This is a genomic window from Aquiflexum sp. (genome assembly GCF_977115555.1).
In genome coordinates this window covers 1-5,382 of sequence record NZ_CDSBKL010000290.1, presented here as the reverse complement: position 1 = coordinate 5,382, position 5,382 = coordinate 1, and the positions used below count along the sequence as shown (strand labels likewise).

At 39.0% G+C, this 5,382-nt stretch carries 6 protein-coding genes; 2 read left to right on the top strand and 4 right to left on the bottom strand.

Annotated elements, in window-relative coordinates:
* The coding region (locus tag ACZFYI_RS15115) for a helix-turn-helix domain-containing protein (protein ID WP_462524963.1) at window positions 1–755 on the bottom strand (755 nt) is incomplete at its 3' end.
* Between the two features lie 64 nt (window positions 756–819).
* Window positions 820–3,432 (bottom strand): DNA mismatch repair protein MutS, encoded by a 2,613-nt coding sequence (mutS, locus tag ACZFYI_RS15110; protein ID WP_462524962.1) that lies wholly within the window; start codon window positions 3,430–3,432, stop codon window positions 820–822.
* An 85-nt stretch (window positions 3,433–3,517) separates the two neighbouring features.
* Here mutS and ACZFYI_RS15105 point away from each other — a divergent pair, with 85 nt between their 5' ends.
* On the top strand, window positions 3,518–4,060 hold the full coding sequence (locus ACZFYI_RS15105) for an RNA methyltransferase (RefSeq protein ID WP_462524961.1): 543 nt from the start codon (window positions 3,518–3,520) through the stop codon (window positions 4,058–4,060).
* Window positions 4,061–4,119: 59 nt separating this feature from the next.
* Here the strand turns inward: ACZFYI_RS15105 and ACZFYI_RS15100 are convergent, their stop codons facing one another.
* Window positions 4,120–4,461: a hypothetical protein gene (locus tag ACZFYI_RS15100; protein WP_462524960.1), complete on the bottom strand. Its 342-nt coding sequence runs from the start codon at window positions 4,459–4,461 to the stop codon at window positions 4,120–4,122.
* 109 nt (window positions 4,462–4,570) lie between these two features.
* On the opposite strand from ACZFYI_RS15100, the gene ACZFYI_RS15095 reads away from it, so the two are divergent.
* Window positions 4,571–4,906, top strand: a complete 336-nt coding sequence (locus ACZFYI_RS15095; RefSeq protein ID WP_462524959.1) for a tRNA-binding protein — start codon at window positions 4,571–4,573, stop codon at window positions 4,904–4,906.
* A gap of 8 nt (window positions 4,907–4,914) precedes the next feature.
* On the opposite strand, the gene ACZFYI_RS15090 is transcribed toward ACZFYI_RS15095, so the two are convergent.
* Window positions 4,915–5,232 carry a Rieske (2Fe-2S) protein gene (locus tag ACZFYI_RS15090; protein ID WP_462524958.1) on the bottom strand — a complete coding sequence of 106 codons (318 nt, stop codon included), beginning with the start codon at window positions 5,230–5,232 and terminating at the stop codon, window positions 4,915–4,917.
* Window positions 5,233–5,382: the final 150 nt, after the last annotated feature.

The following is a 5,382-nucleotide window of genomic DNA, read 5'->3' as shown; positions in this document are numbered from 1 at the left end:
TTCTTGGCACCAAGTTTTTTTAATATTTTTTTCCTATGGGTAAAGACTGTATTTCTAGAAATAAACATCCTGTTTGCTATTTCTTGAGAATTAAGCCCATCCAACAAAAACAAAGCAACTTCTTTTTCCTTTTTGGAAAGGGATATTTCAGGAATTGGTTTCTTCCCATTTTCATGGGTGATCTTTTCTCCGTCTTCCTTGATATAGGAATAGCTCCAATCATACCCTTTAAGATGCTCATTGTTGGTTATATGGAGACCGATATGCAAGTCAAAAATGAAGTTTCCATTCTCATCAATCAGATATGGCTTGGCTTTGGTAAAAAACCAGATTTCTTTTTTGGTGGTTTTGTGAATCCAACGCAGGGTATAAGACAATTCAAATGTCCTTTTCTCCGAAATACTTGCCTGTTGGAATGCTTCCAAAAATAAATTGTTGAATGCCACATGTTCTTTCGCATCATCCGGATGCAACGCGGATATCACTCCTGCGAGACCATTTGTCCTCAGAAAATCGGCAGAATACCCACTTAGCTCTTGGATATTTTCTGTAAAAAAAGGCAAACTCATATCCCTGTAATCAAAGCAACCAATGATGATTCCTTCTTTCATCCCCAGACTTTTATTGATCTTTTGAAGATCTTTTATCATCTCTTCTTCATCGGGATGAGGGATAAATTCTCTGTCATTTTTATAGGAAAAAAACTCCGATAACTTTTTCTGATTTCTTAATTCCTCCAACAAAGAAATGTCCATATACTCCAATCTAATGCTATCAGTTTAATTTTTGACTTTTAATTTACGCAATTCCCCTCAAGTTTCAATTTCCTAATTTCTTCTTGATTTCATTAAGTTTGATCAATGCCTCGATCGGAGAAATGGTATTGATATCTATTGAGGCTAACATCTCCTGTGCCTCTTTGAATTTTGGATCGGCATCGAAAAGGCTCAGCTGATAATTGCTCTTTGGCATGTCTTTGATCCGGTCTTTTGGAGCAGACATTTCTTTGTCTTTTTCCAAATGCACCATAATCTCAGAAGCCCTCAAAACAATAGGATTTGGCATTCCAGCCATCTGTGCCACATGGATACCAAAGCTGTGCTCACTCCCGCCTTCCTTCAATTTCCGCATGAAGATCACTTTGTTCCCCACTTCTTTTACTGAAACGTTGAAGTTTTTGATCTTTGGAAAATCGTCGGCTAGTTGGTTGAGTTCATGATAATGTGTAGCGAATAGGGTTTTTGCTCGGAATTTTGGGTGATTATGCAAAAACTCAACAATGGACCAAGCTATGGATATGCCATCATAGGTAGATGTCCCTCGCCCAATTTCATCCATGAGTACGAGACTTCTGTCAGAAAGGTTATTGAGAATGCTTGCTGTTTCAGTCATTTCTACCATAAAAGTGGACTCTCCTTTGGATAAGTTATCTGAAGCACCGACTCGTGTGAATACCTTATCAATGATACCAATCCTTGCATATGATGCAGGAACAAAGCTTCCCATCTGGGCCATGAGGACAATCAATGCGGTTTGCCTCAGCAAGGCTGATTTTCCGGCCATGTTTGGGCCGGTAATGATGATGATCTGTTGGCTTTCATTGTCTAGATAAATATCATTTGGGACATACTCCTCCCCTACCGGGAGCTGTCTCTCAATGACTGGATGCCTGCCGTCTTTGATTTCCAATGAATCTGTATCTGATATTTTCGGCCTGCAGTAATTGTTTTTTTTGGCAATGACCGAAAAGGAAAGCAAGCAATCCACTGTTGCCAAAATCCTTGCATTCTGCTGGATTTGACTTACATATTCCGAGGCATCCAAGACAAGTGCAAGAAAATACTTTTGCTCGATTGCCAGCATCCGGTCTTCGGCATTCAGGATTTTTTCCTCGTATTCTTTCAGTTCCGGTGTTATATATCTCTCGGCATTGACCAATGTCTGCTTTCTGATCCATTCTAGTGGAACCTTGTCTTTATGGGAATTGGTGACTTCCAGATAATATCCAAAAACCTTGTTGAAAGCTACTTTGAGGGATGAAATACCGGTTCTCTGCGTTTCTCTTTGTTGAAGGGATACCAGGTAATCCTTACCTGTATTGGCTAAATCCCTGTATTCATCCAATTCAACATCTACTCCTGAATTGATGATGCCACCTTGATGGATCAGCATGGGAGCATCTTCCTGCAGTTCCCTTTCTATTTTTTCCAATAAAAATTCGCATGAACTGATCTGATCAGAGAGTTTTTTGAGGGAATCGTTTTTGGAGTTCTTCAATATCCCTTTTATAGGCAAGGTATTTTTTAAAGCCCTTTTCAGCTGATTCATTTCACGGGGGTTAATCCTTCCAACAGCTACTTTGGAAATCAGCCTTTCCAAATCCCCAATATGCTTCAAGTGTCCCAAAATTTCCTCGCACAATTCCGGAGATTCAAAAAAATAATCCACCACCTTCAACCTTTCTTCAATAGGCTCTTTCTCTTTGAGGGGCAATACCATCCATTTTTTCATCATCCTGGAACCCATGGGCGTAATGGTCTGATCGAGGATATTGATGAGTGGAACGCCTCCGTCCTGTTGTGAATAAACCAGTTCAAGGTTACGGATGGTAAATTTATCCAACCATACATATTTTTCTTCTGCGATCCTTGAAATCGAAGAGATATGTTTGACCTCTTTGTGTTCGGTTTCCTCCAAGTAATACAATATGGCTCCTGCTGCAATAATGCCATGCTCAAGATTTTCTATTCCAAAACCCTTTAGATTAGCTGTGGCGAAATGCTCAGTAAGCTTTCCATAAGTATAATCCAACTGAAATACCCAGTCTTCACAATGAAAGGTCGTAAAATGGTCTTTAAGAATCTCCTGCGCTTTTGCTCGGGCTGCTTTGGAATATATCACTTCTGAAGGGCTAAAGCTTTGTAGGAGTTTTTCTATATAAGATTGGGAACCTTCGGAACACATGAATTCACCTGTAGAGAGATCCAAAAAAGAGATCCCCATAATTTCCTTTCCAAAATAAACTGAAGCGAGGTAATTATTTTTTCTTTTGTCGAGAACATTATCGTTGAATGAAAGACCGGGTGTCACGAGTTCTGTAACCCCTCTTTTGACGATTCCTTTGACATCTTTTGGGTCTTCAAGCTGGTCACAGATAGCAACCCTGTTTCCGGCCCTTACCAATTTGGGCAAATAAGTATCTAAAGAATGATGAGGGAATCCCGCTAATTCTATATGCGATGCAGCACCATTTGCTCTTTTGGTCAGAACAATGTCCAATACCTTACTGGCCTTGATGGCGTCCTCACCGAAAGTCTCATAAAAATCCCCTACCCTAAAAAGAAGCAAAGCGCCAGGATGCTTTGCTTTGATGGCATTGTATTGTTTCATCAAAGGGGTTTCCTTCACTTCATTTTCCTTCGCCTTGGCCATATAGTCCCTGAATTGATTCTTTGTATTACTTTTGAATATTATTAAAAGCTGAAATTAAAAGATATCAAAAGGGAATCAAAACCGCATGAGAAAATTAAACATGGCAGAGCTTAACAGGCTCACGGTGGAGGAATTTAAATCGGAAAGAAAATCTCCTATAGTAATCGTCTTAGACAATGTAAGAAGTCTCAATAATGTAGGTTCGGCATTCAGAACTTCGGATGCTTTCCGTGTAGAAAAAATATATCTATGTGGTATCACAGGGACACCTCCACATAAAGATATCCAAAAAACTGCACTTGGAGCTACGGAGTCTGTGATTTGGGAATACTTCGATTCGACCTTTGAAGCGATCCAAAAGTTACGGCAGGATGGTTATACTGTCTGTACACTGGAGCAGGTAGACAATAGCATCATGCTCCATGAATTTCACCCAAATCCAGACTTAAAATATGCTTTGGTATTCGGAAATGAAGTTTTTGGAGTGGAAGATGAGGTGATCCAAGCATCCGATCATGTCATTGAAATCCCTCAGCTCGGAACCAAACATTCATTAAACATATCAGTGACGATGGGGATTGCTTTGTGGGATTTGGTCGTCAAAATGGGGATTTTGAAAAAATCGTGACAAAAAAAAAGAGGCTTACTTAGTCTCTTTTTTTATTTCTATATTTTTGGGTATTTGTGTTAATCCTCTTTAAACCTGTCTACTATATAGAGAAAAAGATTGAATGACAATGTTGAAATTTCCTCTTTCTTGGAATCTTTTTCACCTCCCTGTTTATATAGAGGATTTTCCTTTTTTAAGGTCGTTGATGTAGTGGCTTTGTTATCCTTCGTCGGATTCAAAGTATTCTTTTGGTTGTTTTCCTGTCTTGATTCAAATGCTGATGATTCGGAATTTTCAAAGTGTGAACCTGCCTCATTATTTTTAGGCAAATCAGGGAAGTTTCTTTCCCTTTCAGTTTGCGCAAAAGAAACAAAACTCACAAAGAATCCCAAAAAGAGGGTTAGTTGAAGCTTTTTCATCCCCGAAGAAGAAATTTTGGTTACTTGCAACATTTATGATGGAGGTTTGAGTAGATTTAACTTCCTTCTAAGGAAGAAAGTTTTCAAATATAGAAAAAATTATTAATCAATGCAAACGATTGACTTTACTGAATTTCAAAGAATTGACCTCAGGATCGGTACAATTATCAGGGCTGAAAATTTTACGAAAACGAAGAAGCCGGCTTATAAAATTTGGGTTGATTTAGGGGTTTTAGGAATCAAAAAATCATCTGCACAAATCACTTTTCATTACCAACCGGAAGAACTTGTAGGCAAACAGGTGCTTTGCGTTTGTAACTTCGCACCAAAACAAATTGCCGATTTTATGTCCGAAGTTTTGGTGACAGGATTTGACGACGGAACAGGTCAGATTATATTGGCCACCGTGGACAAAACCGTTCCCAACGGGTCAAAATTACATTAAGAAAAAGACTACATGCAGATTTCAAGACCTTGCTCTGAAAGTTTTACCTGATACACTTTCAGGTCAGGGCATTGGCCCGAAAGAACATTCCCGGATTGGAGGTCAAATCTATATTCATGAAGGGGGCAGACTATTTCATTTCTTACAATGGTGCCTTGGAGCAAAGAAGCCATCCTATGCGGACAAAATGCTTCAAAAGCATAAAAAGTCTCTCCATTTCTGGAAACACAGATTTTTTCACCGCCTAATTGGACCAACTTGATCCGCTTTTCAGGAATCATTGCAAGCACCTGCTCTTTACTTTGTCCAAGTGTAAATGTTTTCATTAGCAAGTTTTAAATGGTAATTTAGAAGTCTAAACCTAATATAATCATATCATGAAAAAAATAATATTATTGCCCTTTCTGTTCCTGGCAGGGGCGATTTTTGCCCAAAATCTGGAAGGTGCCTGGAAAATGACCCATCAAAATGGCAAA

Excerpts from the sequence above, each read along its gene's own strand:
- mutS (WP_462524962.1), bottom strand. The coding sequence starts at position 3,432 with ATGGCCAAGGCGAAGGAAAATGAAGTGAAGGAAACCCCTTTGATGAAA.
- ACZFYI_RS15105 (WP_462524961.1), top strand. The coding sequence starts at position 3,518 with ATGAGAAAATTAAACATGGCAGAGCTTAACAGGCTCACGGTGGAGGAA.
- ACZFYI_RS15100 (WP_462524960.1), bottom strand. The coding sequence starts at position 4,461 with ATGAAAAAGCTTCAACTAACCCTCTTTTTGGGATTCTTTGTGAGTTTT.
- ACZFYI_RS15095 (WP_462524959.1), top strand. The coding sequence starts at position 4,571 with ATGCAAACGATTGACTTTACTGAATTTCAAAGAATTGACCTCAGGATC.
- ACZFYI_RS15090 (WP_462524958.1), bottom strand. The coding sequence starts at position 5,232 with ATGAAAACATTTACACTTGGACAAAGTAAAGAGCAGGTGCTTGCAATG.